We start from the raw sequence: 24,983 nt of genomic DNA, 5'->3' as shown, positions 1-24,983 counted from the left end.
GCCTCACGTCACGGCGTGAGCGACAACGCATTCGTCGCGGTGATCAGGCCCGAGCCCGTCGCGTTCGCGCCCCAGCATTCGTTCACCGGCGGGCCCGAAGGCTGCGAGAGCAGGGCGCATCCCGGCGCCAGCGGGATGGCGGCGGTCGTGAGGATGTCCTCGACGTCGGCCTGCTCCAGGTTCGGATTCTTCTGCAACATCAGCGCGGCGATGCCGGCCACGTGCGGGGAGGCCATCGATGTGCCGCTCAGGTAGAAGTACGACGTCTTGCCGCTCTGCAACTGGTACGGGCCGACCACCCACGAGCCCGGCGCGGCCACGTCGAGATCCTGTCCGGCGAGCGCGCGGCTGGAGAAATCGGCGATGTGGAAATCCGTCGACGTGGTCGGATCGGCCACGTCGTCCGCGTTCCACCAGTTGCCCGGATTGCCGTCGGCACCCGGTTTCCACTGGCCGTTCCAGCCCGACGCGGCGACCGAGATGACCGGCGCGTACGCGCCCGGATAGCCCATGCCCGCGTCGCCCTCGTTGCCGGCGGAGGCGACGATGACGACGCCCTGCGCGATCGCGTAGTCGATCGCCGCCTTCTCGGCCGCATCGAGCACCGAACCGCCCAGGCTCATGTTGATCACCACCGGCGAGGAGCCGAGCGCGCCGCTGGCCTTCAGGTTGGCGACGTAGACGATGCCCGCGGCGACCACCGACGACCAGCCCGAACCGTTCTGGTTCAACACCTTCACCGGGATGACCGTCGCGCGCGGCGCGGTGCCGTTGATCGGCGTGCCGTTGAGGCTGTAGCCGAGGATGGTGCTGGTGACGTGCGTGCCGTGCGAGTTCTGGTCGTGTTCCCACTTGTTCGGCGGTTCCGACACGCTGCCCTGTTCGCCGCCGCCGCCGTTGAAGGCCGTGGCGAACTGCGTGGCGATACGTTCCTGCGGGAAGTACTGGCGCCAGGTATCCAGAAGGCCGGTGTCGAGCACCGCGACGTACACGCCGGCACCGTCGTAGGCGGCGGTGCGTCCCATGCCGAAGTTGGTGACGTCGACCGCGTCCTGGTCCCAGGTGCTCAGGCCGTTGGCGAAGTTGGTTGCGCTGACCGTGTCCACCGGGCTGCCCTTGCGCTCGGCATCGGGATTGGCGGCGAGGACGAAGGGCAGGGCGCGGATCGCGGCGAGCTGGCTTTCGGTGGTCTTGAGCGTGACCAGGTCGATCTCGGCCACCACTTCGCGAACGGTGCCGTACGTGCCGAGCCTGGACAGGGTGGCGGCGGTGGGATCGCCATTCAGGAGGACGTTGACGCCGATCTGGCGCGAACCGGAGGCGGCGTGCGCGGCGGCGGGCAGGGCGCAGGCCAGGGCGAGGACGCTCAGGGCTTTGTTGATCACGGGTGGATCTCCTCGGAGTGGGCCCGCGGAAGCGGGCCGGAACAGGGTTGCCCGGAGCAAACGCGACGACGACGGCCGACAGGCCGTCCGCATCCCTGTGGAGTTCCCCCTCCGAAAGCGTGCGCATCCGGACGGCGGAGGATGCGCGCGGGTTTGTGAGGGATGTGTGGAGTGGCGGTTGGAATGGCGTGAAAGGGCTTGGTGAATCGGGGCTCGATGGCTGAGCGCCGGCGATGGTGCTGCTTCGGTAGCCCGGGTAAGCGAAGCGCACCCGGGTTGGAGAAACGACCACGCCCCGGGTGCGCTTCGCTCACCCGGGCTACAAAGGCAACCAGCACCTCCCCTGGAGACCTAACCCCTCGCCGAAAACCTCGAAAGATTCTGTTTCACCCGCTCGATCCCCGCCCACGGATCCTTCCTGCGCCGCTTCAACCGCGCGGGCACGTCGGCGATCGTGAACGCGTCGCCGCGCTTGAGTTTCGACAGTTCGCTCCAGGCCAGCGGCATTGACACCGGCGCGCGTGGGCGCGCGCGCAGGGAGTACGACGCCACCGCCGTCGCGCCCCGGCCGTTGCGCAGGTAGTCGACGAAGATGCGCTTGTTGCGCAGGCGTTTGGTGGAGACCGAGAGGAACCGGTCCGGCTCCGATTGCGACATGACTTCCGCGAAACTCTGCGCGAACGGCTTCACCAGCGACCATTCGCAGCCGGGATTCAGCGGCACCACCACGTGCAGGCCCTTGCCGCCGGTGGTGCGCAGGAAGGATTCCAGCTCCAGTTCCGCCAGTCGCTTGCGCACGTCCACGGCGGCGCGCTTGACCTCGGCGAAGGGCACGTCGGGGCCGGGATCGAGGTCGAACACGATGCGGTCGGCGCGGTCGGGATCGTCCGCGTGCGAACCCCACGGATGGAATTCGAGCGCGTTGAACTGCACCAGTTCCATCAGCGCAGCCTCGTCGTTCACCACCAGGTAGTTCGCGTTGTTGCCGGCTTCCTCCTTCAGGCGCACGAACTCGACCAGTTCCAGCCCGGGCGTGTGGTGTTTCTGGAAGAAGCACGGTTTGTCGGTGCCGGCCGGGCAACGGATGATCGACAGTGGACGCCCGGCGATTTCCGCCAGCAGGTGGTCGCGCACGGCGGCGTAGTAGTTGGCGACGTCGAGTTTGGTGTAGCCGTCGTCCGGATAGAGCACCTTCGTCGGGCTGCTGAGCTTCGGCGGCGTGCGTGCGCTTTTCGCCGTCTTCCTCGCTGTTTTTCCTGCGCGGGCTTTGGTGGCCTTCGCCGCTTTCGACGGAGAGGTTTTCGACGAACCCCGATCGCTGTCCGCAAGATCCTCGACGCTCTTGTCGTCGCGCACCGATTTCAGCGACGGCTGCCGCAGCAGTCCCTGGCCGCCGATGCCGCGGAAATTCACCTCCACCACGAAGCGCGGTTCGAACCATTTCGCGCTGCGCAGGTCGGTGTCGTTCTCGGGCACGTGCACGGTCGGTTCCTTCGAGCCGCCGCGCCCCAGGCGTTTGCTGATGTCCTTGATCAGCGTGTCGGAAAAACCGCTGCCGACGCGACCGACGTAGGCCCACCCGTGGCGTTTGTCCGGCGTGGCGAGCAGCAGCGAGCCGAAGCCGCTGCGGCTGCCCTTCGGCGAGGTCCAGCCGACCACGGCGTACTCGTCGCTGTGCAGCGCCTTCGTCTTGCGCCAGTCGTCGCCACGGCCGGAATGGTAGGGACGATCGACGCGCTTGGAGATGATGCCTTCGAAGTCCTGCTGGCCCGCGAGTTCGAACGCCTGCTCGCCATCGCCCACCGCGTGCGAGCTGTAGGAAAGATGGCGCGTGCCTTCGCCCAGCAGTTCCTCCAGCAGCGCCTTGCGTTCGATCAGCGGCGCGCGCGAGATGTCCACGCCGTCGATGTGCAGCAGGTCGAACAGCGCGTACGACAACAGGCCCTGGCGTTCGCCCGACAGCGTCGCCTGCAAGAGGTTGAAGTCGTCGCGCGTGCCGCTACCGGCGATGAGTTCGCCGTCGAGCGCAGCGGATTTCACGCCCAGCGCTTCGATCGCGCCGGTGATTTCCGGCACCTTCCCGGTCCAGTCCAGCGCGTTGCGCGACCAGAGCTTCGCCTTTCCTTTCGCGACGGTCGCGACGATGCGGTAGCCGTCCCATTTGATTTCGTGCAGCCACTGGTCGCCGGCCGGCGGCGCGTCGCCGAGCCTGGCCAGTTGCGGCGCGAAGAACTCGGTCGGCGCGACGCCCTTGCGCGCGCCGGTGAGCTTCATCGCGGCTTTCGCCCAGTCGCGGCGACGGCTCGCAGTGTGCACGGGCACTTCGGTTTCGCGCTTGCGCCTGGTCTTGCCGCGACCGGCGCGCTTGGCGTCTTCCTCCGGCGGCGGCGTGACGTCGGCGAGCAGGTCGTCGGCTTCCAGCGTGCCGGCGTATTCGTCCTTGTCCTTGAACAGCAGCCACTGCGGCTGTCGCGCCGGCTTGCCCGAGCGCACCAGGTGCCAGCCGCCCTTGAGCTTGTCGCCGAACAGTTCGAAGCGCAGGTGGCCCTTGGCGAGCTGTTCCTCGGGATCGAACTGCGTCGCCCACACGCCATGGTCGAACTGCGCGACGTGTCCGCCGCCGTAGTGGCCCTTCGGGATCTCGCCTTCGAATTGCGCGTAATCGACCGGATGGTCCTCCACCTCGACCGCCATGCGCTTCACGTTCGGGTCGTAGCTCGGCCCCTTCGGCACGGCCCAGCTTTTCAGCGCGTCGCCGATCTGCAGGCGGAAGTCGTAATGCCGCCGGCTCGCGTGGTGCAGTTGCACGACGAAGATGGCGCGTTTCCCCTGCGGCAGGCGCTTGCCGGGTTCGGGCTCGCGGGTCTTGGTGAACTGCCGTTTGCGGCGGTATTCCGTCAGGCTCATTGCATGGCACGCGGCACGTGGAGCGTTCACCTTCCGCCCGCGCGGGTGGACGTGGCGCGAAAGGCGGTGAGCGGGGCGCCGTGATGCCCTGCTCACTTCCCGCTCCTGCGAACGCACCTGCTCCACGCCCATGCGATCATTTCGGCTCATTCGGGGGAATGCCGCATGTACCGTCTCTACTACTCGCCGGGAGCGGCGAGCCTGGTCGTCCATTGGCTGCTGATCGAGCTGGACGTCGTGCACGAACTGGCGCTGGTCGACACGAGCGCCGGGCAGCAGAAGAGCGCCGACTACCTCGCGCTCAATCCCAACGGCGTGGTGCCCACGCTGGTCGCAGACGGCCAGCCGCTCTACGAGGCCGCCGCGCTGGTGCTGCACCTGGCCGACCGCCATCCGCATGCGGGGCTTGCGCCGGCGCCGGGCGATCCGAAGCGCGGCGCGTACCTGCAATGGGTGCTCAACCTCGCCAACACGCTGCAGTCGCCGCTGCGGCTGTGGTGGTATCCGCAGGACATCGACGCCGAGCACACCGACCGCGTGCAGGACGGCGCGCGTCGCCGCATCGAGGCGACGTGGGACCGGCTCGACGCGCATCTGGCCGCGAACGGACCGTACCTGCTCGGCGATGGCCCGAGCGCGGCCGACTTCTACCTGACGATGCTGATGCGCTGGACGCGCAACATGCCGCGCCCGGGCCACGCGTGGCCGCATCTGGCGAAGCTGGCCGAACGCATGAAGGCGCGGCCGTCGTTCCGCACGCTGTACGAACGCGAGGGGCTGACCGAATGGGCATGAGGATTCGCGCCGCATCGCGCGCGGCGTTGGCGACGATGTGCGCGATGGGTGCGCTGCTCGCCGCCGGTTGCAAGGAAGCGCAGGACATCCGCGAGGAACTGGGCTGGAGCAAGCAGCCCGACGCCCCGCCGCCCGCGCCGGTGGTGAGCCTGGAGGATCGGTGGGTGCCGGCCGATGCGGCCGTCGCCGACGCCTCGCAGGCGACGTGGGCGACGCGCTGGTGGCAATGGACCGGCCGCTTCGACGGGCAGCCGCCGTACGCCGACCGGGACGGCAGCCGCTGCGCGCAGCACCAGGACGGACCGGTGTGGTTCCTCGCCGGGACCGACGGGACGTTCGATGCGGTGCGCACCTGCGCGATCCCCGCCGACCGGCACGTGTTCGTTCCGCTGATCGCCTGGGCCGTCGCCGATGCAGGGTCCGGAAGCGCGGCGCCGTGCACGCAGAAGCAGCAGCGCGCGGCGAATTTCGTCGAGCACGTATTCACCGGGCTGGTGTTGCTGGACGGTCGTCCGGTCGGCCAGTACCAGCGGATGCGCGTGGCGGGCGGAGAGTGCTTCACGGCGACGACAGGCGAGGCCGCCGTGGCGACCGACGGTTACTGGCTGATGCTCAAGCCGCTGCCGGCGGGGCAGCACACGCTGGCGATCGCCGCCGGGTATCGCGAAGGGCCGCGCCAATCGCTGCAGAACTTCCAGTACACGCTGGAGGTGCAGGGCGTCGATGCGCCCGATGCGGACGCGGTCGCGCAGGAGGACGGCGAAGGCGGGTTCGACGATGCGGCGGATCTGGCCGATGAGGTGGAGGCGGTGGAGTAGGGGCCGGATCGCCGCCAGGCAAGAGCGGCTGCAGTCGCGTCGAGGCTTGGCCCCGCCCGCGCGGAGGCGACGAACAGGATCAGCACTTCGCTTGCCGCGCCCCCCTTGCTACTCTCCGGGCACGGCGGAGTGTGAGCTCCGCCTGTTTTTTGCCCGTCGCCGGGCGATCGCGTGGTGGGCGCCGTCCCGCCGGGGCGAACCGGGCGCGGCGATCACGAGCACAGGCAGAACCGGATGACGATTCCCGCGACCGCAGCCCCGGCCGAAAGCAGCTCCAGGCTTCCGCGCCAGATTCCCTACATCATCGGCAACGAAGGCTGCGAGCGCTTCAGCTTCTACGGGATGCGCAACATCCTGGTGCAGTTCCTGGCGAGCAGCGTGCTGTTGGCCTACCTGCCCGAGGCCGAGCGCGCGGGCATGGCGAAGGAGGTCTTCCACACCTTCGTCATCGGCGTGTACTTCTTCCCGCTGCTGGGCGGCTGGCTGGCCGACCGCTTCTTCGGCAAATACCGCACGGTGCTGTGGTTCTCGCTGATCTACTGCGCCGGCCATGCGTGCCTGGCGCTGTTCGAGAACCACCGCACCGGCTTCTACACCGGCCTGTTCCTGATCGCGCTGGGCTCGGGCGGCATCAAGCCGCTGGTGGTGTCGTTCGTGGGCGACCAGTTCGACCAGACCAACAAGCACCTGGCGCGCAAGGTCTTCGACGCCTTCTACTGGATCATCAACTTCGGCAGCTTCTTCGCCTCGCTGCTGATGCCGATCTTCCTGCGCGAGCTGGGACCGGCGGTGGCGTTCGGCATCCCGGGCGCGCTGATGTTCATCGCGACCTTCATCTTCTGGCTGGGCCGCGGGCAGTACGTCAACGTGCCGCCGGCCTCGTCCGATCCGGACTCGTTCCTGCACGTGGCGCGCACCGCGCTGATGAAGCAGGCGCCGGGGCAGGGGCGCGGGGGCTACCTGGTGGCGATGGCCGGCTTCGCGCTCGCGGTGGGGCTGCTGCTGGGCTGGGCGGTCCACGCGACGGTCGGGCTGTCGTGGTGGCCGGAATCGTTCGGCTTCGTCATCTCGGCCTGCCTCGCGCTGGGCGTGATCATCGCTTTCGGCGGCATCGGCACCTCGATGCAGCTCGACCGCGCCCGCGGCACGCATCCCGACGCCGCCGTGGACGGCGTGCGCGCGGTGCTGCGCATCCTGATCGTGTTCGCGCTGACCACGCCGTTCTGGTCTCTGTTCGACCAGAAGGCCTCGACCTGGGTGCTGCAGGGCAACCAGATGGCGATGCCGCATGACGCCTGGTGGTGGCCGAGCTTCATCGTGCGGGACGCCGCGCAGATGCAGGCGCTCAACCCGGCGCTGGTGATGCTGCTGATCCCGTTCAACAACCTGGTGCTGTACCCGGCGCTGCAGCGGATGGGCTTCAGCCCCACGCCGCTGCGCCGCATGGGCGCGGGCATCGCATTCTCCGGTGCGGCCTGGATCATCGCCGGCATCCTGCAGCTGTGGATCGACGGCGGCGACCCGGTCTCGCTGGCATGGCAGATCCTGCCGTACGCGCTGCTGACCCTCGGCGAGGTGCTGGTGTCGGCCACCGCGCTGGAATTCGCCTACAGCCAGGCGCCGCAGGCCATGAAGGGCGTGATCATGGCCTTCTGGTACCTCGCCAGTACGTTCGGCAGCCTGTGGGTGCTGCTGACCAACGCGGGCGTGCGCAACGAGGCGGTGATGTCGCACATCGACGCCACCGGCCTGAGCGAGAACGCCTTCCTGATGTTCTTCTTCGCCGGCTTCGCCTTCCTCGCGGCGGCGGCGTTCGCGCTCTACGCGCGGCGCTACCCGATGCAGGACAACTACCGCCGCACCTGACGCAGACCGGAACCCGAACCGATGCTGACCTTCGCCCTGATCGCCGTGACCGTGCTGGTGTCGTGGCTCGCCTTCCAGCGGCCGGCGCTGCTGGACCGCCTGATCCTGTGGCCGCCGGCGATCGACCGTAAGAAGCAGTACGACCGCCTGGTGACCCACGGCTTCATCCACGCCGACTGGTCGCACCTGCTGTTCAACATGATCACGCTGTACTTCTTCGGCCGGCAGATCGAGGAGGTGATGGCGAAGCTGATCGGGCCGCTGGGCTTCGTGCTGTTCTACCTGTCGGCGATAGTCATCGCGATCCTGCCGACGTACCTGCGCCACCGGCACGACGCGCACTACCGCAGCCTGGGCGCCTCCGGTGCGGTGTCGGCGGTGCTGTTCGCCTTCATCCTGCTGTCGCCGTGGTCGCTGATCATCGTGTTCTTCCTGCCGATGCCGGCCATCCTGTACGCGGTGGCGTACGTGGCCTATTCGATCTGGATGGACAAGCGCGGCGGCGACAACATCAACCACAGCGCGCACCTGTCGGGCGCGCTGTACGGCGTGCTGTTCATGCTGCTGATGGAGCCGCGCATCGGCCCGTATTTCCTGCAGCGGTTGATGAGCCCCTCGTTCGGGGGCTGATGCCGGGGCGGCTCCAAGTCACGGGTTCGGCCGAGCGCGGATCGACCGGTTTCGATCGCCTGCATTCGAACCGTGTCGGAGGGCTCCTCGCCGGAGCCCGGAGTGCGGCGGTCAGGCCGCGACGCGCGCGGTGTCGGCCTCGGCGTCGCCGTAGGTCTGCAGCAGCCGCGAATAGACTTCGGCGTCGATCTGGGCGGTTTCCGTCGTCTGACGGCCGCTGCGTGCGAGCTCGTACAGGCGGGACATCAGGGCGTCGTCGCTGAGGTGGTTCGTCGTCAGGTGATGCACGGTCATGGGGTGTCCTCCGTGGCGCATTTCCGGTAATCGATCACGCAGATTCCGTGCCATACGTCTGCAAGCGGGTTTGCGCGCCCGAAGGTGACGCAGTCCGTCATAAGCCGCCGCCGTGCGTTGGCCGGGGCTGACGCGGGGCGGCGCTCACCCGGCATGAATGCCGCCCGTGGTAAGCCGGACCTCCCGATGACGCCAGGAGTCCAGGCATGGCGATGAGGAAGGCCGGCAAGAAGACCACGGCCCGCAAGGCGGCCGGCAAGACGGCGAAGAAGACCGCGCGCAAGACCGCCGCGAAGAAGGCGACCGCGAAGAAGGCGAGCGCCAGGAAGGCGGTGAAGAAGACCGCGAAGAAGACCACGACTACAGCCGCGCCGAAGAAGGCCGCGACGCGGAAGACCGCAACGAAGAAGGCCGCAGCGAAGAAGGTCCCGGCGAAGAAGGCTGCCGCGACCCGCAAGTCGGCCGCGAAGAAGGTCGCTGCGAAGAAGGCCTCCGCCCGCAAGGCCACCGCGAAGCAGGCCGCGAGTGCCCGCAAGGCGCCGGCCCGCAAGACCGCCGCCGAAGGCACCGCACGCCGAACGCCGCGTCGCGCCGCCGGCGCCGGGCGTCGGCAGAAGATCACCCCCGAGCAGGCGCTGGCCAACACCCGCGAGCTGCTCGCCGCCAAGCAGGAACGCGAGCAGCAGGCGCCGCCGTGGCAGCAGTTCGAGGCGAACCACGGCCATGGCGGGCACCCGGGCGCGATGTCCGACAGCGCGGCCGAGAAAGCCCAGGAGCTGCACAACGCCGAGATCCGCCTGGAGGGCAACCAGGGTCACATCAGCGCCCAGGACCGGCGCAACCAGGGCAAACGCGACGCGCGCTGAGGCGCGCGTCCGTGCCCATGCGGCGAGCGCGCACCTCCGTGGACGCCACGCTTCCGCGCCACGCGCCTGCACGCGATGATGGCGCTTCCTTTCCGCGGGCCACGCCATGACCACGCACGAAATCGCGCACGATCCGGCTTCCGGTGTTTTCTCCACCAACGTCGACGGCGAGGTCGCGCTGCTCGAATACCGCCGCGAAGGCAACCGCATGGAGATCATGCACACCGGCGTGCCGGACGCGATCGGTGGTCGCGGCATCGCCGGGCAACTGGTGCGCGCGGCGTTCGAATACGCCAAGGCGCAGGGCTGGCACGTGCATCCGCGCTGCAGCTACGCGGCGGCGTGGGTGGAGCGGCATCCGGAATACAACCAGTTGCTGGTCTAGAGGCCAGGAACGGGAAAAGAGGAACGAGAAACGAGGAGAAACGAGCGGTCGTTCCTGCCCGTTTCTGACTCTTCCGCGCTCGTTCCTGCGCTCCCAGGGCCGGAAGCGGCGCTTCCGCGGCGGCAGGCGCCGGTTTTCGACAGCCCGCCGGGAACGCCGCTCTTCCGGCCCTTTCACGCCCGGCGCCCGTTGCGGCGTGCGCGAGAGGCCAAGGTGTGACAGCATTCGCGCCCCGTCCCCCGACACCCGCGCCGCCCAGGCGCCAACGCGCATGCGCCTGAACAAGCACATCAGCGACACCGGCTTCTGCTCGCGGCGCGAGGCCGATCGCCTCATCGCCGAAGGCCGCGTCACCGTCAACGGCCTGCGCGCCCGCGTCGGCGCCGAGGTGGGCGAGGGCGACGAGGTGCTGGTCGACGGCCAGTCTCTGAAGGTGCGCGTCGCGGCCAAGGGCAAGCGCCAGCACGTCTACATCGCGCTGCACAAGCCGGTCGGCGTCACCTGCACGACCGAGTCGACGGTGAAGGGAAACATCGTCGATTTCGTCGGCCACGAACGCCGCATCTTCCCGATCGGCCGCCTCGACAAGGATTCCGAAGGCCTGATCCTGCTCACCAGCAACGGCGACATCGTCAACGAGATCCTGCGCGCCGAGAACAAGCTCGAGAAGGAATACCTGGTCGCGGTGAACCACGCGGTGACCGACGAATTCCTGCGCGGCATGGCGCGCGGTGTGCCGGTGCACGGCCAGACCACGCTGCCGTGCAAAACCGGACGCCTGAACAAGTTCGGTTTCCGCATCGTGCTGGTGCAGGGCCTGAACCGGCAGATCCGCCTGATGGCCGCGCATTTCGGCTTCCGCGTGAAGCAGTTGCTGCGCGTGCGGATCGGCAACGTGAAGCTCGGGCACCTCAAGCCCGGCCAGTGGCGCAACCTCACGGACGCCGAACTGCGCGGACTGCTGCCGCAGCGCGAGAACTGGTGATCGTCGACGGCGATCGTTAGCCGGGCGTGATTCGAACATCACGCCGCCGCCGCTAACCTGCGGCGCATGACAAGGGATTGCCCATGAAGCGACTGCTCCTGTTGTGTGCTCTGGCCGCGGCGCTCGCCGCGTGCAAGCGGGAACCCCAGCCCGCCACTCCTGCCGCCACCCCCGGCGCGCCTGCCCAGGCGCCCGGCGAGCCCGCGATCGTCGCGCCGGCCGGCGTGAAGCTGGAAGACGTGTCCGAATCCACGTCGGACTACATCGTCGGCATCAGCTACCAGGTGTCCGCCGAGCAGTACCCGGGCCTCGCCGCCGAACTGAAGAAGTACGCCGACACCGCGCGCAACGATCTGGTCGAAGCCGCCAAGGCGCGCAGCCAACCGGGCGGCGCGACCAGCGCGCCGTACGACCTGTCGCTCAGCTTCACCGAACTGATGCACACGCCGGACGTCGTCGCCGTCGCCGCCGACGGCAGCAGCTACACCGGCGGCGCGCACGGAGCGCCGCTGATCGCGCGCTTCGTGTGGCTGCCGAAGCAGAACCGCATGCTCACGGCGCAGCAGCTGATCCCGTCCTCCGAAGGCTGGACCGCCATTTCCGACCACGTGCGCGAACAGCTCCACGCCGCGCTCTCGCAGCGCGTGGACGCCGACGACCTGCCGCCGGAGGAACGCGCCCAGGTCGTGCAGAACGCCTCGAAGATGATCGACGACGGAACCCAGCCCGACCCCTCGGACTTCGCGCTGTTCGAACCGATCGCGGCGCCGGACGGGCGCCTGGCCGGGCTGCGCTTCGTGTTCGCGCCCTACCAGGTCGGGCCGTATTCGGACGGCACGCAGACGGTCGAGGTGCCGGTGGACGTGCTCGCGCCGCATCTGGCCCCGGAATACCGGCCGCTGTTCGCCGTGCCGCCCGCCGCGCCGGCGCCCCCCGTCTCGAACCCGCCGCCCCCGGCGCGTTAGCGGGGCGGCTCCTGCTCCCTGCTAGGATCGTCACCGTCCGGCCTCGGCGCCGGACGCACATCGACGTCCACCCCGCCGGAGCCGCCATGTCCGCATTGCGCAGTCGGGTCGAAGCCCTGTTGTCGCTGGCCGATGTCCGCCTCGATGGCGACCGGCCATGGGATCTCCACGTCGAAGACGATCGCCTCTACGCGCGCGTGCTCGCACAGGGCTCGCTCGGGCTGGGCGAGTCGTACATGGACGGCTGGTGGCGCGTGCCGTCTCTCGACGGGCTGCTGTACCGGCTGCTCGCCGCGAACCTGGACCAGAAGGTGCGCGGGCTCGGCGTCATGATCGACGCGCTGCGCGCGCGCCTGACCAACCTGCAGAGCCGCCGGCGCAGCTTCGAAGTGGGCGAGCGCCATTACGACCTGGGCAACGACCTGTACCGCGCGATGCTCGGCAAGCGCCTGGTCTACAGCTGCGGCTACTGGCGCGACCGCGAAGGCCGGCGGCTGGAGGACCTCGACGACGCGCAGGAAGCCAAGCTCGATCTGGTCTGCCGCAAGCTCGGGCTGCAGCCGGGCATGAAGGTGCTCGACATCGGCTGCGGCTGGGGCGAGGCGCTGAAGTTCGCGGCCGAGCGCTATGGTGTCAGCGGCGTGGGCGTCACCGTCTCGCGCGAGCAGGCGGCCTTTGCGCGCGAGTTGTGCAAGGGGTTGCCGATCGAGATCCGCCTGCAGGATTACCGGGAACTCGACGAGCGTTTCGATCGCGCGTTCTCGCTGGGCATGTTCGAACACGTCGGCGTGAAGAACTACCGCACGTACTTCAAACTCGCGCATCGCTGCCTCGGCGACGACGGCATCTTCCTGCTGCACACCATCGGCACGAACCGCTCGGTGAGCCATACCGATCCGTGGATCGGCAAGTACATTTTCCCGAACTCGATGCTGCCGTCGGCCGCGCAGATCGCGCAGGCGAGCGAGGGGCTGTTCGTGCTGGAGGACTGGCACAACTTCGGTGCCGACTACGACCGCACGTTGCAGGCGTGGCGCGCGAACGTCGAACGCGCATGGCCCCAGCTGGACGCCCGCTACGACGAGCGCTTCCGCCGGATGTGGCGGTTCTATCTGTCCGCGTCGATGGCGACGTTCCGCAGCCGGCATTCGCAGCTGTGGCAGCTGGTGCTGTCGCCGAAAGGCGTTCCGGGCGGATATGTGGCGCCCAGGTAATTAGCTGTAGCTCTTGTAGCCCGGGTAAGCGAAGCGCACCCGGGGAGGCATCGGGTGTGGCAGCGTTCCCCGGGTGCGCTGCGCTTACCCGGGCTACAACACCGGGGTCACCACCGCGCTAGAACTCAAGATCCAGCGCCGCGCACAGGTAGTCGACGAACTTCGCCATCCCGCCCAGATCCGTCTCGAGCGTCTTCAACAACCGCGGCCCCATCATCGTGGCGTCCTCGATCATCCGATATGCCACGAAGTTCTTGCGCTTGAGGTCGCCGGCGAACTCGAAGTCGTCGGGGAATCCGCGCGGCATGCGCGTGAGCACCTCGCTGTCGTCCAGGTCGAAGCGGCGACGGAACTTCGCATCGTGCGCGGCGGCCTTCCAGCTGCCTGGATTGTCGAGGATGAAATGGCGCACGCGACGCAGCGTGTCCGGCTGCGGATGCCACAGGCCCGCGCCGACGAAGCAGTTGCCCGGCTGGATCTGCACGTAGAACGACGGCGCCTCGATCTGGCGCCCGCGCTCGTGGAACAGCCGCGCGCCCTGCCAGGTCTTGTAGGGCGTTTTGTCGTTGGCGAAGCGTGTATCGCGCTGGATGCGGAACAGCGAACCGCCCAGCCCCTTGGGCTCGGCGCGATAGTGCGGGCTCACGCCGGCGAGCACCGGCTGGAGATCGGTCAGCAGCCGCTGGAACGGCTCGCGCACGTGCGCGTCGTAGTCCGCCTTGTGCGCCTGGAACCAGACGCGATCGTTGTTGCGCGCGATGCCGCGCAGGAACTTGAAACTTGCTTCGCTGAAATAGGTGGCCATGGTGCGTTGTTCCGGGAATCTCGGATCTGTCTGGGGTGCTCGGCTGGGGGGCTTGAAGCGAGGGACGGGAATGGAGGAACGAGAAACGAGACAGGCGAGGAGCGCCTCCTGGCTTCGTTCCTTGGCACTCGTTCCTGCGCGTCCCTCGGCTATCGCAGGCTCGCCGCGATCTCCCGGCCCCATGCCTCCAGCTGATCGAGCAATACCTGTTTCGCCGTGTCCTGCGCGTGGAGGGCCCGCAGCATGCCGATCTCCTCCGCATAGCGCGCGAAGCTGTATTCCGACGCGCCCGATTCGTCGTACAGCCGCCAGCGGCGGTAATCGTTCCAGCGCGCCCATTCTTCCGCGTCCAGCGTTTCCGGCCAGTTGCGTGCGCGGTAGCGGAACAGCATCTCCGGCAGGCGCGCGTCGCGGAAGGGGAATTCCGCCAGCCCCAGCGCTTCCGGCGGCGTCGTGCGCACCTGCGGGAGCAGGCGCTTGTCGCCATCGCCGATGAAGCCGTCGTACAGCGAGGCATCGACGTCGGACGGCAGGCGCTCGCGCTCGACGGCGAAGACCTGTCGCACCTTTTCCACCAGCGCCGGGCCGGCCTCGCGGATGCGCGCGGCGCGTTCCTCCGCGAGCAGCGGATCGATGCACAGGCGATCGAAATCGGGGCCGCGCAGGTGATCCCACGCGACCAGCGCCGGGCAGCGGTTGGTGTGCACTTCCTTCAAGGCGATGCGCGATTCGCCTTCGGGCAGGTCGATCGCGCGCACGTACAGGCGTTCGGCGATGCCTTCCGCGCTGAGGTGCAACAGCGGTTCGGGATCCTGTTCCAGATCGAACACGATCACGCGGCTGTCGATGCGCGGATGCCACGCCACCGGCAGCACCGGCGCGGCGCACAGCCGGCTCGCCGGGAAGCGCTGCGAGACGTGCAGCACGGGCTTCATCGCGATCGTGTCGAGCAGGCTCGACGCATAGCGCTTGTCGCGCAGGCGCAGCGCGTAATCCCACAGGCGCGGCTGCGCGGTCTTGAGCGCGCGCGCCAGGCCGATCAACGCACGCACGTCCGACAGCGCCTCGTGCGCGTCGCCGATGCGAACGCCGTTGGCTTCGGCCAGATGCTCCAGCTTGAACGAGGTCGCGCCGTCCTCGCGTCTGGGCCACGCCACGCCGTCGGGCCGGATGGCATGCGCGAGCCGCAGCACGTCGAGCAGGTCCCAACGCGAATTGCCGCCGCGCCACTCGCGTTCGTACGCATCGAAGAAGTTGCGGAACAGACCGTGGCGCACGAACTCGTCGTCGAAGCGCAGCGAGTTGTAGCCGACCGAGCACGTTTCCGGCCGCGCCATTTCCTCGAAGATCAACGCGAACGCCGCCGCCTCGCCCATGCCTTCGCGCAATGCGTGCTGCGGCGTGATGCCGGTGACCATGGTCGCGCCGGGCGAGGGCAGCAGGTCGTCGGCGGGACGCACGAAGACGCTGATCGGCGTCTCGATCGGGTTCAGGTCGCAATCGGTGCGGATCGCCGCGAACTGCGCGATGCGGCTGGTGCGCGGATCGGCGCCGAAGGTTTCCAGGTCGTAGAAAAGAAAACTGCCCGCCACGTCACGCGTCCACGGGCAGCGGCGACAGGCGTTCGCGCACGACCGCATCGACCGCAGTCCAGTCGAGCGTGTCGAGGGAATCGTGACCGCGCGTGAGTTCGACCAGCAGCTCGCGCTGCTGCCGCCCGCGCTCGAACGCCACCGCGTACGGGATGCGGTGGAACGTCACCATCGCGTAGCGCGGCATGAAGCGTTCGGGATGACGTTCGGCGAGGGCGCGTTCGAGCGCGCGCTGCAGCAGGTAATCGTCGTCGTCGACGCGATCGCGCATTTCCAGGTAGTTCTCCAGCGCCATCTGCTGGATCGCGCGCGCATTGGGCAGTCGGTCGGCCTGGAACGCGGCGAACGCCGCCGCGCGATCGGTGTGCGCGTCGAGCTGTTCGGCGAGCGCGACGCAGTCCTCGAACGCGCAGTTCATGCCTTGCCCATGGAACGGCACCATCGCGTGCGCGGCGTCGCCGAGCAGCACGGCGCGGCCGTCGAGATGCCAGCGGTCGAGGTAAAGCGTCGCGAGGATGCCGGTGGGATTGCGTTCGAAATCGCGCTCGAGATCGGGAATCAGCGGCAGCGCGTCGACGAAATCGCGCTGGAACAACGCGCGTGCGTCTTTGCCGTCGTGCACGTTCGCGAAACTCGGGTCGCCTTCGTTCGGCAGGAACAGGGTGACGGTGAAGGTGCGTTCGTCGTTCGGCAGCGCGATGCACATGTAGCGGCCACGCGGCCAGATGTGCAGTGCGTTGGGTTCGATGCTGAAGCCGCCGTCCGGCGCGGGTGGGATCTCCAGTTCCTTGTACGAATGCCCGAGCGACTCAGTACGTTCGCCAAGACCGACCTGCTTCGCCATCGCCGCGCGCAGCGCCGAGCCCGCACCGTCGGCGCCGACCAGCGATTCGAACGTCGCGCGGTGCGTGCTGCCGTCGCGCGGGTCGGTGAAGGTCGCGATTCGCGCGTCGAAGTCGACGTCAGACAGTCCGCGATCGAAATGCAATCGCGCGCCGGCGCGTTCGGCGATGTCGAGCAGGACAACGTTGAGTTCGCCGCGGTGCACTGACCAGATCACTTCGCTGTCGTCGCGGCCGTAACGCTGCAGGTCGGTGCGTCCGTCGAGGAAATGCACCATGCGCCCGCGCATCATCACCGCGTGCTCCATCACGGCGTCGTCGGCGCCCGCGAGTCGCAGCGCGTGGCGGCCGCGTTCGGCCAGCGCGAGGTTGATCGAGCGCCCGCCGCCGTAGCCCTGAACGCGCGGATCGCCTCGCTTCTCGTACACGTCCACGCGCCAGCCGCGCTGCACGAGCAACGTGGCGAGGACCGCGCCCGCGAGGCCGGCTCCGATGAGGGTGATGTGGCGGTTGTCGGATGTCGTCACGTTCCATTCCTAATGCTGTCACTCCCGCGCAGGCGGGAATCCAACTGCCAGCCCACCGCAGGATCGTACGAAGGCAAAGCGCTCAACGATCGTCCCGCCAGCTTTCGACCGCCCGCACGAACCGCAACACATCCGCATGCGTGTTGTAGAGCGGCGCCGGCGAGATGCGGATCACGTCGGGTTCGCGCCAGTCGCCGAGCACGCCCCTGGTGGCGATGTAATCGAACAGTGCGCGCCCCGCGTCGCGGCCGGTGAGACCGCGTCCGCCGATCACGCGCAGCGACAGCTGGCAGCCGCGTTGCGCGGGATCCGCGGGCGTGATGATCTGCAGCGTGCCGTCCAGGCGCTGGCGGATCAGCGCTTCGAGATATCCCGTAAGGCGCAGCGACTTCGCGCGCAGCGCCGGCATGCCGGCGGCGTCGAACAGCTCCAGCGACGCGCGCAGCGGCGCCATGCCGAGGATCGGCGGATTGCTCAGCTGCCAGCCGTCGGCGCCCGGCGTCGGCACGAAGTGCGGGCCCATGCGGAAGCGCGTGCCCTGTTCATGCCCCCACCAACCGGCGAAGCGCGGAACGTCGCTGTGCGCGTGACGCTCGTGCACGAAGCAGCCCGCGACCGCGCCCGGCCCGCTGTTGACGTACTTGTAGTGGCACCACACGGCGAAGTCCGCGTCGCTGTCGTGCAGCGCGAGTTCGAGATTGCCGACCGCGTGGGCGAGATCGAAACCGCACACCCCGCCGTGCTCGTGCGCCAGTCGTGCGATGCGCGCCAGATCGAACGCCTGTCCGGTGCGGTACTGCACGCCCGGCCACAGCACGAGGGCGACGCGTGCAGCGTTCGACGCGATTGCGTGTTCGATCGCCTCCATCGATGTCGTGCCGTCCTCGCGATCGGGCTGCACTTCGATCAGGTCGGTCGCCGGGTCGAAGCCGTGGAAGCGGATCTGCGATTCCACCGCGTAACGATCGGACGGGAACGCGCCGGCCTCGATCAGGATCGCGGGCCGTTCGCGCGTGGGGCGGTAGAAGCTGACCATCATCAGGTGCAGGTTCACCGTGAGCGTGTTCATCGCGACCACTTCCAGCGGCTTCGCGCCGACCAGTCGCGCCAGCGATTCGCGTACCAGCTCGTGATACGGCATCCACTGCGCCTGTCCGGTGAAGTGGCCTTCGACCGCTTCGTGCGCCCACTTGTCCAGCACCTCCTCGACGTGCGCTCGCGCGCCGCGCGGCTGCAATCCAAGGGAATTGCCGACGAAATACGCCTGGTCGGCGCCGTCGTGTCGTGGAATGAGGAACTGCGTGCGCATCGAACGCAACGGGTCGGCGGCGTCCTGCGCGAGGGCGTGGGAATCGGAGTACAGGTCGGTCATCGGGTCAGTCGTTGGGCGCGTCGATCACGCGCTTGGTGTAGGTGCGCGCGTCGAGTTCGTCGACCTCGACGCACAGTTGCGTGGACGGCGGGCAGTCCGTGAGCACGGACGAGAGCGCGGCGATGATGGTCTCGGCGAACGCCTTGCGCGTGGCATCGTCGCGACCGGGGAGCACCTTCAGCTGCACGTGGATGAACGCACGGCCGGTATCGGCGGTGCCGACGCGGTAATCGTCGAGGCGCAATGCGCGGCTCTTGATGGCGTGCTCGTCGAAATGCCCGCTGTCGGCGAGGCCCTGGTTGATCGCGCGCAGCGCCGCGGTCGGATTGAATTCCGCGAGGTTCACCGTGTACTGCAGCGTGACATGCGGCATATGCGTGGCCTCAGGCGAACCGCGCCATCGAGAGTCCCAGCCATTCCAGCGCGGTGCCGTGGTACAGGCGCGCGCGCTCGGCATCGGTCAGCTCGAGCGCGGCGATGCCGGCGCCGGGTTCCTGTTCGCCGAGCGGGAAGGGGTAGTCGGTGCCGAGCATCACGCGATCCACGCCGCAGGTATCGAGCAGGTACCGCAACGCGCGCGGATCGGCGACCCACGAATCGAAGAACAGCTGGTCGAGGTATTCGCGCGGATTGCGCGGATTGTCGGTGGCGACGAGGTCCGGCCGCATGTTGAAGCCGTGTTCGATGCGGCCGATCGTGTACGGGAAACTGCCGCCGCCGTGCGCCATGCAGACCTTCAGGTTCGGCACGCGTTCGAGCACGCCGCCGAAGATCAGGCAGCATGCGGCGCGCGACTGCTCCGCCGGCATGCCGACCAGCCACGGCAGCCAGTACTTCGGCATCGTCGCCGCGCCCATCATGTCCCACGGATGCACGAGGATCGCGGCGCCGAGTTCGCCGGCCGCCTGAAAAAAATCGAACAGCTCCGGCGCGTCGAGGTTCCAGTCGTTGATGTGGCTGCCGATCTGCACGCCCTGCAGGCCGAGCTGGTCCATGCAGCGTTCCAGTTCCTGGATCGCCAGTCGGGGCGATTGCAGTGGCACCGTGCCGATGCCCGCGTAATGGCGCGGGTATTCGCGGCAGGCTTCAGCCATGTGCTCGTTGAGCGCCTGGTGCAGCTCCAGCGCATGGTGCGGCTTGGCCCAGTAGCTGAACATCACGGGCACGGTGCTGATCACCTGCACCTGCACGCCGAAGCGCGCGTAATCGTCGATGCGTTCCTGCGGGTCCCAGGTCTTCGACCAGATCTCGCGGAAGAACTTGCCGTCCTTGTAGATGCGGTGGCGCCCGTCCTCGGTGTGGTGGATCACCGGGAAACGGTCGTCGCCGTACTTGCGCGCCAGGTTGGGCCAGTCGCGCGGAAGGTAATGGGCGTGGGTGTCGATCTTCAGCATGCGCGATGGTGCGTCCTCAGGTATCCGGCATCACGTACTTCGACGGCGCCGGGTTCAGGTGCCCGCACTCACGGCACGTGCGATGTTCGCGCGAGGCGTAGAAGCGGTCGAACACCGGCGGGAAATCCGTTTCGATGTTGCGCAACGGGAAGAACTCCTCGTACAGCTTGTGGTTGCAGCGTTCGCAGAACCACATCAGGCCGTCGAGTTCTTCGGGGCGGCGGCGCCGTTCGATCACCAGTCCGATCGACTCCGGCATGCGCTGCGGCGAATGCGGCACGCGCGGCGGCAGCAGGAAGATCTCGCCGGCCTTAATCGGAATGTCGCGCGCCTTTCCGTCCTCCTGGATGCGCAACACCATCTCGCCTTCGAGCTGGTAGAACCACTCGGCGCCTTCGTCGAAGTGGTAGTCGGTGCGCTGGTTCGGGCCGCCGACGACCATCACGATGAAGTCGCCGACGTAGATCACCTTGTTGCCCACCGGCGGCTTGAGCAGATGGCGGTGTTCCTCGATCCAGGCGTGCAGGTTGATCGGGCCGGGCAGCATGGTTACTCCGATGCTCCAGAGGAGGACGGCGCGCCGCGCACGACGGCGGTGCACTTGAGTTCGATCGCGATCGGCGTCGGCAACGCGGTGATGCCGAGCGTGGTGCGGCACGGCGCGGTGTCGATGTCGGGGAAATACTCGGCCCACACTGCGTTGTAGGCCTTGAAGTCGCGCGCCATGTCGGTGAGGTAGACGGTCACGTCGACCAGGTCCTCCCAGCGCGCACCGCTGGCTTCGAGAACCGTGCGCACGTTGGCGAAGACCGCGCGCGTCTGCGCGTCGATGTCGTACGCGATCAGCCGGCCGTCCGCGTCGTGCACGTTGCCGACGATCGCGTTGCTGGCGGGATCGCGCGGGCCGATGCCCGACAGGAACAGCAGCTCGCCCACGCGCCGCGCATGCGGATACTGGCCCACGGGCCTCGGTGCGGCGTCGGCGCGGATGACGTCGTTCATCGCGGCGAATCCCCGCGGAAGCCGTTCACGCGCTCGATCGCGCCCTTGTACAGCGCGTCGAGCGAGTCGTACGAATCGACGTTGATGCCCATGTCGTGCACCAGGCCGTTGCGCAGGCTGTAGACCCAGCCGTGCACCGACAGCTCCTGGCCGCGCGTCCATGCGTCGCGGACGATCGTGGTCAGGCACACGTTCTGCACCTGTTCGATCACGTTGAGTTCGCACAGACGGTCGTGGCGTTCGCTTTCGTGCGCGTGTCCGATGCAGCCGTTGTGCTTGTCGGCCACGTCGGACACGTGGCGCAGCCAGTTGTCCGCAAGCCCGACGCGATGGCCATGCAAGGCCGCATGCACGCCGCCGCAACCGTAATGGCCGACGACGAGGATGCGCTTGACCTTCAGTACGTCCACCGCGAACTGGATCACCGACAAGCAGTTCAGGTCGGTGTGCACGACGACGTTGGCGATGTTGCGATGGACGAACACCTCGCCCGGCGCCATGTCGATGATCTGGTTGGCGGGCACGCGCGAGTCGGAGCAGCCGATCCACAGGTATTCCGGCGCCTGCTGCAGCGAAAGGCGCTGGAAGAAGCCGGGGTCTTCGCGCTGGATCCGTTCGGACCATTCGCGGTTCTTCTCGATGAGTTCGGACAGCGGGTTGGTTGTCATCCAATTCAATCCAGTTGCAGGCCGACGTTCTTGGCGTCGGTGAAAAACCGCATGGCCTCGAAGCCGCCTTCGCGGCCGAGACCGGACGCGCCCGAGCCGCCGAACGGCGTGCGCAGGTCGCGTTGCAGCCAGGTGTTGATCCAGACCATGCCGGCGCGCAGCTGCGCGGCCAGGCGATGCGCGCGGCGCAGGTCGCGCGTCCATATGGACGCTGCGAGGCCGTAGTCGCCCGCGTTGGCGAGCGCGAGCGCGTGGGTGTCGGTGTCGAACGGTTGCAAGGTCACGACGGGGCCGAAGATTTCCTCGCGATTGCTCGCGCAGTCCGGGCCGAGGTTCTCGATGACGGTCGGCGCGACGAACCAGCCGGGGCGATCGAGCGCCGCGCCGCCGCACAGCACCTTGCCGCCTTCCTCGCGCGCACGCTGCAACGCGTTCATCACCTTGTCGAAGTGCGCGCGGGACACGAGCGGGCCGAGCTGGTTGTCCTCGTCGATCGGATCGCCCACGCGCAGCTGCTGCGCGCGTTCGACCAGCGTGTCGCGGAACTCGGTGTAGATGCCGCGTTCGACCAGCATGCGCGAACCGCACAGGCAGATCTGCCCGGAATTCTGGAACGCCGAACGGACCAGCGTGTCGAGGTGATCGCGCCAATCGCTGTCGGCGAAGACGAGCGTCGGATTCTTGCCGCCGAGTTCGAGCGACACCTTTTTCAGCAGCGGACCCGCGATGCCGGCGATGCGGCGGCCCACGGCCGTGCTGCCGGTGAAGGAGATCGCCTTCACGCGTGCATCCGTGACCAGCGGTTCGCCGACGTCTGGACCCAAGCCGTGCACGATGTTGAGTACGCCTTTGGGAAAGCCGATTTCCGCCGCGAGTTCGCCCAGCATCGTCGCCGTTACCGGCGTCACTTCCGACGGCTTGGCGACCACCGTGTTGCCGGCCGCGAGCGCCGGCGCGATCTTCCACGTGAACAGGTACAGCGGCAGATTCCACGGCGAAATGGTGCCGACCACGCCGAGCGGCTGGCGCAGCGTGTAATTCAGGCCGGCCTGGCCGTGGTGCGATTCGCTGGCGAACTGCGTGGCCGCGTGCGCGAAGAAGCGCAGGTTGCTGATCGCGCGCGGGATCTCGGCTTCACGGGCGAGCTTGATGGGTTTGCCGCCGTCGCGCGATTCGGCGTGGGCGAAGTCGTCGAGCTTGGCTTCCAGCGCGTCGGCGAGTTTCTCCAGCCAACGCGAGCGTTCGCTGTGGGGCAGGGCGGACCAGGCGGGGAAGGCGGCTTCGGCGGCGCCGATCGCGGCGTCGACATCGGCGGCATCGCCGAGCGCGACGTCTGCGTAGGCCTTGCCGTTCGCCGGATCGAACACTTCGCCCCACCGACCCGACGTCGGCTCGCGTGGTTCACCGGCGATGAAGTGGCGAAGGCGCATGGGGCTAGCTTAACAGTGCGGGTGGGACGTGCTGATCAGTATGGTGGTGTCCCGCACTTTGCCGCCGGTCCGGAACACCATCCGCCCCGACCCTTCGCTTGAAGGGAAGGGCTTTCACGTCACAGCGACCGGGTCCGTCCGCCGTCCACCGGCAGGTTCACGCCAGTGATGTACGAGGCCGCCGGCGAACACAGGAAAGCGATCGCCGCGGCGGTTTCCTCCGGCCTCGCGAAGCGGCGCATCGGGATTTCCGACACCATCTTCTCGAACACGTCCTCGCGGCTGCGGCCGGTCTTGGCCGACGTGTTGTCGATGATCTGCTCGATGCGCGGCGTTTCGGTCGAACCCGGCAGCACATTGTTGACGGTGATGCCCCTGGGCGCGAGTTCCGTCGCCAGCGTCTTGGCCCAGCTCGCCACCGCCCAGCGCGTGGTGTTGGACACGCCCAGGCCTTGCAGCGGTTCCTTCACCGACGTCGAGATGACGTTGACGATGCGGCCGTAGCCATCGCGCTCCATGCCGGGCACGACGGTTTCGGCGAGCACGTGGTTGGCGATGAGGTGCTGGCGATAGGCCGCTTCGAACGCAGCGATCTCGGCGCCGTGCACCGGGCCGGGCGGCGGGCCGCCGCTGTTGTTGACCAGCACGTGCACCGGCGTGGCGGACACCATCGCCTGCACTTTCGTGCGCAAGGTATCGGTGTCGGCGCTGTCGACGGCGATCCAGCCGTGTGTCTGGCCCTTGTCGGACGCGAGCGTGCCGACGAGTTCGCGAAGGCGCTCTTCGCGGCGCGCGAGCAGGGTGACGTTCGCGCCGAGTTCGGACAGCGCCCGCGCCGCCGCGAGGCCGATGCCCTGGCTGGCGCCGCAGACCAGCGCGTGCTTTCCGGTGAGGTCGAGGTCCACGTCAGTCTCCCTTGGATTCGATGGCCATGCGGTCGCGCATCAATGCCGCGGTCTCGCGGCTGGCTTCGCGCGATTGCGCTGCCAGCTGCGAAGCCACCGATTCGCGATTGCCCATGGGGTGGTTCTGGCTGAGCTTGAACTTCAGCGCGATCTCGTCCGCGACGAAGCGGAAACCGACGATGCCGCGCAGTTGCCGGCGAAGATCGTCACGTTCGAATTCGAAACGCCAGTCGCCGCCGACGGTGGCTTCGTGGTCGATGCTCAGTCCGTCGACGACGTCGGCCAGCGCGCGCTCGTCGTCGAACGTCGACAAGGTGCCGCGCAGGTGCGCGACCGCGTAATTCCACGTCGGTACGCGGGCGGCGGCTTCCTTGTCGGGATACCAGCCGGGCGAGACGTAGGCGTGCGGGCCGTGGAAGATCGCCAGCGCGGGGCCGGCGTGCGTCGCCTGCGGATTGGAGCGCGCCCAGTGGCCGTTCAGTTCGACGCCGTTCCCGTTGCGTCGATACAGCACGGGAAGGTGGCTGACGGTCGGCTCGCCATCGCGCACGGTGATCAGGGTGATGAAGCGATCGCGTCGCGCCAGTCGGTCCAGCGCTTCGAGATCGTGTTCGGCGAAGGCGCGGGGCAGGTACATGCGGTCGCTCAGTGGCGCAAGGGAAGCTGCTGGACCATCTGCGGGCGCAGCACCTCGAGGCCTTCGCCGCTGGGCGGCGCGAGTTCGTCGAGCGAGAAGCCGCGTTCGCGCGCATCGTCCTCATCGAGGCCGTCGAGCGCGACGAACTCCGCATCCATCAGTGCGGCGCGCGCACTGTCCTCGCTGTCGTACGGCTGGCTGATGCCGTCGCTGTCGAGCACCTCGGCGGTGCCCGCATCGAGCACGCGCAGGCGCGCCCAGATCACGGTGCGGCCGATGGTCGCGATCCACCACTGGTCGTTGACGTTGTCGTTCATCCGATCACCACCGCGAGCAGCCAGAGCAGGGCGGCGCACACCAGGCCGCCGATGATGGTCAGCAGCGAGATCCGCGCCGGACTCGCCAGACCGTTGAGGTTGCCGTCGTTCGCCGTCAGGTAACCGCGACGCAGCAGCCAGCGCCAAGCCGACGGCCGTGCGAACGCGCCTTCGCCCAGCTGCGATTGCAGCTGCGGATGGCGGTCGCGGATGTGCACCAGCGACAGCGGCCAGAAGATCACGAACGCGCAGAAGCCGGCGATGGCGATGGCGACGAAGAGCAGGGAGAAGAAGAGGATCATTGATTGCCGTGATTCGTAATTCGTGATTCGTGATTCGAAAGGCGGGCGGTGTGCTGTTACGAATCACCCATCCCGAATCA

General features: G+C 68.0%; 26 protein-coding genes. 9 read left to right on the top strand and 17 right to left on the bottom strand.

Annotation, left to right across the window (positions count from 1 at the left end; translation table 11 throughout):
• Positions 1-8: 8 nt before the first annotated feature.
• Both I4U41_RS09465 and ligD read right to left on the bottom strand, forming a co-directional pair.
• Entirely contained in the window at positions 9-1,385 is a 1,377-nt protein-coding gene (locus tag I4U41_RS09465) for a S8 family peptidase (RefSeq protein WP_206860890.1), read from the bottom strand.
• A gap of 351 nt (positions 1,386-1,736) precedes the next feature.
• Positions 1,737-4,292, bottom strand: coding sequence for a DNA ligase D (ligD, locus tag I4U41_RS09460; RefSeq protein WP_206860889.1), 2,556 nt, complete (start codon positions 4,290-4,292; stop codon positions 1,737-1,739).
• Between the two features lie 165 nt (positions 4,293-4,457).
• On the opposite strand from ligD, the gene I4U41_RS09455 reads away from it, so the two are divergent.
• The 4 genes from I4U41_RS09455 to I4U41_RS09440 all read left to right on the top strand — a co-directional run bounded on the left by I4U41_RS09455 (position 4,458) and on the right by I4U41_RS09440 (position 8,401).
• Entirely contained in the window at positions 4,458-5,087 is a 630-nt protein-coding gene (locus tag I4U41_RS09455; protein ID WP_206860888.1) for a glutathione S-transferase family protein, read from the top strand.
• Positions 5,084-5,905, top strand: coding sequence for a hypothetical protein (locus I4U41_RS09450; RefSeq protein WP_206860887.1), 822 nt, complete (start codon positions 5,084-5,086; stop codon positions 5,903-5,905). The genes I4U41_RS09455 and I4U41_RS09450 overlap by 4 nt, the downstream gene beginning before the upstream one ends.
• Before the next feature lie 234 nt (positions 5,906-6,139).
• Positions 6,140-7,771, top strand: coding sequence for a POT-type proton-dependent oligopeptide transporter (locus tag I4U41_RS09445; protein ID WP_206860886.1), 1,632 nt, complete (start codon positions 6,140-6,142; stop codon positions 7,769-7,771).
• Between the two features lie 21 nt (positions 7,772-7,792).
• Complete coding sequence (locus I4U41_RS09440) at positions 7,793-8,401, top strand: rhomboid family intramembrane serine protease (RefSeq protein WP_206860885.1); 609 nt, start codon at positions 7,793-7,795, stop codon at positions 8,399-8,401.
• 111 nt (positions 8,402-8,512) lie between these two features.
• On the opposite strand, the gene I4U41_RS09435 is transcribed toward I4U41_RS09440, so the two are convergent.
• Positions 8,513-8,695 carry a hypothetical protein gene (locus I4U41_RS09435; protein ID WP_206860884.1) on the bottom strand — a complete coding sequence of 61 codons (183 nt, stop codon included), beginning with the start codon at positions 8,693-8,695 and terminating at the stop codon, positions 8,513-8,515.
• Positions 8,696-8,901: 206 nt separating this feature from the next.
• Between I4U41_RS09435 and I4U41_RS09430 the strand changes: the two genes are divergently transcribed.
• The 5 genes from I4U41_RS09430 to cfa all read left to right on the top strand — a co-directional run bounded on the left by I4U41_RS09430 (position 8,902) and on the right by cfa (position 13,110).
• Positions 8,902-9,561, top strand: coding sequence for a histone H1-like repetitive region-containing protein (locus I4U41_RS09430; RefSeq protein ID WP_206860883.1), 660 nt, complete (start codon positions 8,902-8,904; stop codon positions 9,559-9,561).
• A gap of 106 nt (positions 9,562-9,667) precedes the next feature.
• Entirely contained in the window at positions 9,668-9,946 is a 279-nt protein-coding gene (locus I4U41_RS09425; RefSeq protein ID WP_206860882.1) for a GNAT family N-acetyltransferase, read from the top strand.
• Between the two features lie 271 nt (positions 9,947-10,217).
• Positions 10,218-10,931: a pseudouridine synthase gene (locus I4U41_RS09420; RefSeq protein ID WP_206860881.1), complete on the top strand. Its 714-nt coding sequence runs from the start codon at positions 10,218-10,220 to the stop codon at positions 10,929-10,931.
• Between the two features lie 83 nt (positions 10,932-11,014).
• On the top strand, positions 11,015-11,896 hold the full coding sequence (locus I4U41_RS09415) for a DUF3298 and DUF4163 domain-containing protein (protein WP_206860880.1): 882 nt from the start codon (positions 11,015-11,017) through the stop codon (positions 11,894-11,896).
• An 86-nt stretch (positions 11,897-11,982) separates the two neighbouring features.
• Positions 11,983-13,110 carry a cyclopropane fatty acyl phospholipid synthase gene (cfa, locus tag I4U41_RS09410; protein ID WP_206860879.1) on the top strand — a complete coding sequence of 376 codons (1,128 nt, stop codon included), beginning with the start codon at positions 11,983-11,985 and terminating at the stop codon, positions 13,108-13,110.
• Between the two features lie 118 nt (positions 13,111-13,228).
• Here the strand turns inward: cfa and I4U41_RS09405 are convergent, their stop codons facing one another.
• The 14 genes from I4U41_RS09405 to I4U41_RS09340 all read right to left on the bottom strand — a co-directional run bounded on the left by I4U41_RS09405 (position 13,229) and on the right by I4U41_RS09340 (position 24,903).
• Positions 13,229-13,915, bottom strand: a complete 687-nt coding sequence (locus I4U41_RS09405; RefSeq protein ID WP_206860878.1) for a DUF2461 domain-containing protein — start codon at positions 13,913-13,915, stop codon at positions 13,229-13,231.
• Between the two features lie 149 nt (positions 13,916-14,064).
• Entirely contained in the window at positions 14,065-15,507 is a 1,443-nt protein-coding gene (gene sbcB, locus I4U41_RS09400) for an exodeoxyribonuclease I (RefSeq protein WP_206860877.1), read from the bottom strand.
• 1 nt (position 15,508) lies between these two features.
• A complete protein-coding gene (locus tag I4U41_RS09395; protein ID WP_206860876.1) occupies positions 15,509-16,876 on the bottom strand; it encodes an FAD-dependent monooxygenase in 1,368 nt (455 codons plus the stop codon).
• 82 nt (positions 16,877-16,958) lie between these two features.
• Positions 16,959-18,248: a kynureninase gene (gene kynU, locus I4U41_RS09390; RefSeq protein ID WP_206860875.1), complete on the bottom strand. Its 1,290-nt coding sequence runs from the start codon at positions 18,246-18,248 to the stop codon at positions 16,959-16,961.
• 4 nt (positions 18,249-18,252) lie between these two features.
• On the bottom strand, positions 18,253-18,621 hold the full coding sequence (locus I4U41_RS09385; RefSeq protein WP_206860874.1) for a 5-carboxymethyl-2-hydroxymuconate Delta-isomerase: 369 nt from the start codon (positions 18,619-18,621) through the stop codon (positions 18,253-18,255).
• 10 nt (positions 18,622-18,631) lie between these two features.
• On the bottom strand, positions 18,632-19,642 hold the full coding sequence (locus tag I4U41_RS09380) for an amidohydrolase family protein (RefSeq protein WP_206860873.1): 1,011 nt from the start codon (positions 19,640-19,642) through the stop codon (positions 18,632-18,634).
• A gap of 16 nt (positions 19,643-19,658) precedes the next feature.
• Positions 19,659-20,189: a 3-hydroxyanthranilate 3,4-dioxygenase gene (locus tag I4U41_RS09375; protein WP_206860872.1), complete on the bottom strand. Its 531-nt coding sequence runs from the start codon at positions 20,187-20,189 to the stop codon at positions 19,659-19,661.
• A 2-nt stretch (positions 20,190-20,191) separates the two neighbouring features.
• On the bottom strand, positions 20,192-20,644 hold the full coding sequence (locus I4U41_RS09370) for a RidA family protein (protein WP_206860871.1): 453 nt from the start codon (positions 20,642-20,644) through the stop codon (positions 20,192-20,194).
• Positions 20,641-21,312 (bottom strand): carbonate dehydratase, encoded by a 672-nt coding sequence (gene can / locus I4U41_RS09365; RefSeq protein WP_206860870.1) that lies wholly within the window; start codon positions 21,310-21,312, stop codon positions 20,641-20,643. The genes I4U41_RS09370 and can overlap by 4 nt, the downstream gene beginning before the upstream one ends.
• Positions 21,313-21,317: 5 nt before the next feature.
• Positions 21,318-22,742: an aldehyde dehydrogenase gene (locus tag I4U41_RS09360; protein WP_206860869.1), complete on the bottom strand. Its 1,425-nt coding sequence runs from the start codon at positions 22,740-22,742 to the stop codon at positions 21,318-21,320.
• Between the two features lie 119 nt (positions 22,743-22,861).
• A complete protein-coding gene (locus I4U41_RS09355; protein ID WP_206860868.1) occupies positions 22,862-23,647 on the bottom strand; it encodes an SDR family oxidoreductase in 786 nt (261 codons plus the stop codon).
• A 1-nt stretch (position 23,648) separates the two neighbouring features.
• Positions 23,649-24,284: an FMN-binding negative transcriptional regulator gene (locus I4U41_RS09350; protein ID WP_206860867.1), complete on the bottom strand. Its 636-nt coding sequence runs from the start codon at positions 24,282-24,284 to the stop codon at positions 23,649-23,651.
• Between the two features lie 8 nt (positions 24,285-24,292).
• Positions 24,293-24,601: a hypothetical protein gene (locus I4U41_RS09345; RefSeq protein ID WP_206860866.1), complete on the bottom strand. Its 309-nt coding sequence runs from the start codon at positions 24,599-24,601 to the stop codon at positions 24,293-24,295.
• Positions 24,598-24,903 carry a hypothetical protein gene (locus I4U41_RS09340; protein WP_206860865.1) on the bottom strand — a complete coding sequence of 102 codons (306 nt, stop codon included), beginning with the start codon at positions 24,901-24,903 and terminating at the stop codon, positions 24,598-24,600. Before I4U41_RS09340 ends, I4U41_RS09345 begins: the two co-directional genes overlap by 4 nt.
• Positions 24,904-24,983: the final 80 nt, after the last annotated feature.

It is taken from the genome of Lysobacter changpingensis (assembly GCF_017308985.1).
GTDB lineage: Bacteria > Pseudomonadota > Gammaproteobacteria > Xanthomonadales > Xanthomonadaceae > Lysobacter_J > Lysobacter_J changpingensis.
The sequence above is the reverse complement of the archived record's forward strand: the minus strand, read 5'-3'. Positions and strand labels throughout refer to the sequence as shown.

Coding starts and splice junctions, on each gene's coding strand:
- ligD (WP_206860889.1), bottom strand. CDS start 4,292: ATGAGCCTGACGGAATACCGCCGCAAACGGCAGTTCACCAAGACCCGC.
- I4U41_RS09455 (WP_206860888.1), top strand. CDS start 4,458: ATGTACCGTCTCTACTACTCGCCGGGAGCGGCGAGCCTGGTCGTCCAT.
- I4U41_RS09450 (WP_206860887.1), top strand. CDS start 5,084: ATGAGGATTCGCGCCGCATCGCGCGCGGCGTTGGCGACGATGTGCGCG.
- I4U41_RS09445 (WP_206860886.1), top strand. CDS start 6,140: ATGACGATTCCCGCGACCGCAGCCCCGGCCGAAAGCAGCTCCAGGCTT.
- I4U41_RS09440 (WP_206860885.1), top strand. CDS start 7,793: ATGCTGACCTTCGCCCTGATCGCCGTGACCGTGCTGGTGTCGTGGCTC.
- I4U41_RS09435 (WP_206860884.1), bottom strand. CDS start 8,695: ATGACCGTGCATCACCTGACGACGAACCACCTCAGCGACGACGCCCTG.
- I4U41_RS09430 (WP_206860883.1), top strand. CDS start 8,902: ATGGCGATGAGGAAGGCCGGCAAGAAGACCACGGCCCGCAAGGCGGCC.
- I4U41_RS09425 (WP_206860882.1), top strand. CDS start 9,668: ATGACCACGCACGAAATCGCGCACGATCCGGCTTCCGGTGTTTTCTCC.
- I4U41_RS09420 (WP_206860881.1), top strand. CDS start 10,218: ATGCGCCTGAACAAGCACATCAGCGACACCGGCTTCTGCTCGCGGCGC.
- I4U41_RS09415 (WP_206860880.1), top strand. CDS start 11,015: ATGAAGCGACTGCTCCTGTTGTGTGCTCTGGCCGCGGCGCTCGCCGCG.
- cfa (WP_206860879.1), top strand. CDS start 11,983: ATGTCCGCATTGCGCAGTCGGGTCGAAGCCCTGTTGTCGCTGGCCGAT.
- I4U41_RS09405 (WP_206860878.1), bottom strand. CDS start 13,915: ATGGCCACCTATTTCAGCGAAGCAAGTTTCAAGTTCCTGCGCGGCATC.
- kynU (WP_206860875.1), bottom strand. CDS start 18,248: ATGACCGACCTGTACTCCGATTCCCACGCCCTCGCGCAGGACGCCGCC.
- I4U41_RS09385 (WP_206860874.1), bottom strand. CDS start 18,621: ATGCCGCATGTCACGCTGCAGTACACGGTGAACCTCGCGGAATTCAAT.
- I4U41_RS09380 (WP_206860873.1), bottom strand. CDS start 19,642: ATGCTGAAGATCGACACCCACGCCCATTACCTTCCGCGCGACTGGCCC.
- I4U41_RS09375 (WP_206860872.1), bottom strand. CDS start 20,189: ATGCTGCCCGGCCCGATCAACCTGCACGCCTGGATCGAGGAACACCGC.
- I4U41_RS09370 (WP_206860871.1), bottom strand. CDS start 20,644: ATGAACGACGTCATCCGCGCCGACGCCGCACCGAGGCCCGTGGGCCAG.
- can (WP_206860870.1), bottom strand. CDS start 21,312: ATGACAACCAACCCGCTGTCCGAACTCATCGAGAAGAACCGCGAATGG.
- I4U41_RS09360 (WP_206860869.1), bottom strand. CDS start 22,742: ATGCGCCTTCGCCACTTCATCGCCGGTGAACCACGCGAGCCGACGTCG.
- I4U41_RS09350 (WP_206860867.1), bottom strand. CDS start 24,284: ATGTACCTGCCCCGCGCCTTCGCCGAACACGATCTCGAAGCGCTGGAC.
- I4U41_RS09345 (WP_206860866.1), bottom strand. CDS start 24,601: ATGAACGACAACGTCAACGACCAGTGGTGGATCGCGACCATCGGCCGC.
- I4U41_RS09340 (WP_206860865.1), bottom strand. CDS start 24,903: ATGATCCTCTTCTTCTCCCTGCTCTTCGTCGCCATCGCCATCGCCGGC.